The 219-nt window shown below is 50.2% G+C and carries 1 rRNA gene; it reads right to left on the bottom strand.

What is annotated here, in order from left to right:
- A 5S ribosomal RNA gene (gene rrf / locus BZJ21_RS16005) occupies positions 1–95 on the bottom strand; the annotation flags it as partial.
- Between the last annotated feature and the right edge of the window lie 124 nt (positions 96–219).

Raw genomic sequence — 219 nt, forward strand, 5'->3', positions numbered from 1 at the left:
ACATGGGGAGACCCCACACTACCATCGGCGCTGCTTCGTTTCACTACTGAGTTCGGCATGGAATCAGGTGGGTCCAAAGCGCTATGGTCGCCAAGCAAATTTGGTCATCTAGAAAGCTGTTTCGTTCTCGCCACAATCAACTGGCTTATTTCGAGTCCAACCCAAAACCTCTTGGGTGTTGTATGGTTAAGCCGCACGGGCAATTAGTACAGGTTAGCT

It is taken from the genome of Salinivibrio costicola subsp. alcaliphilus (assembly GCF_001996185.1).
Lineage (GTDB): Bacteria > Pseudomonadota > Gammaproteobacteria > Enterobacterales > Vibrionaceae > Salinivibrio > Salinivibrio costicola.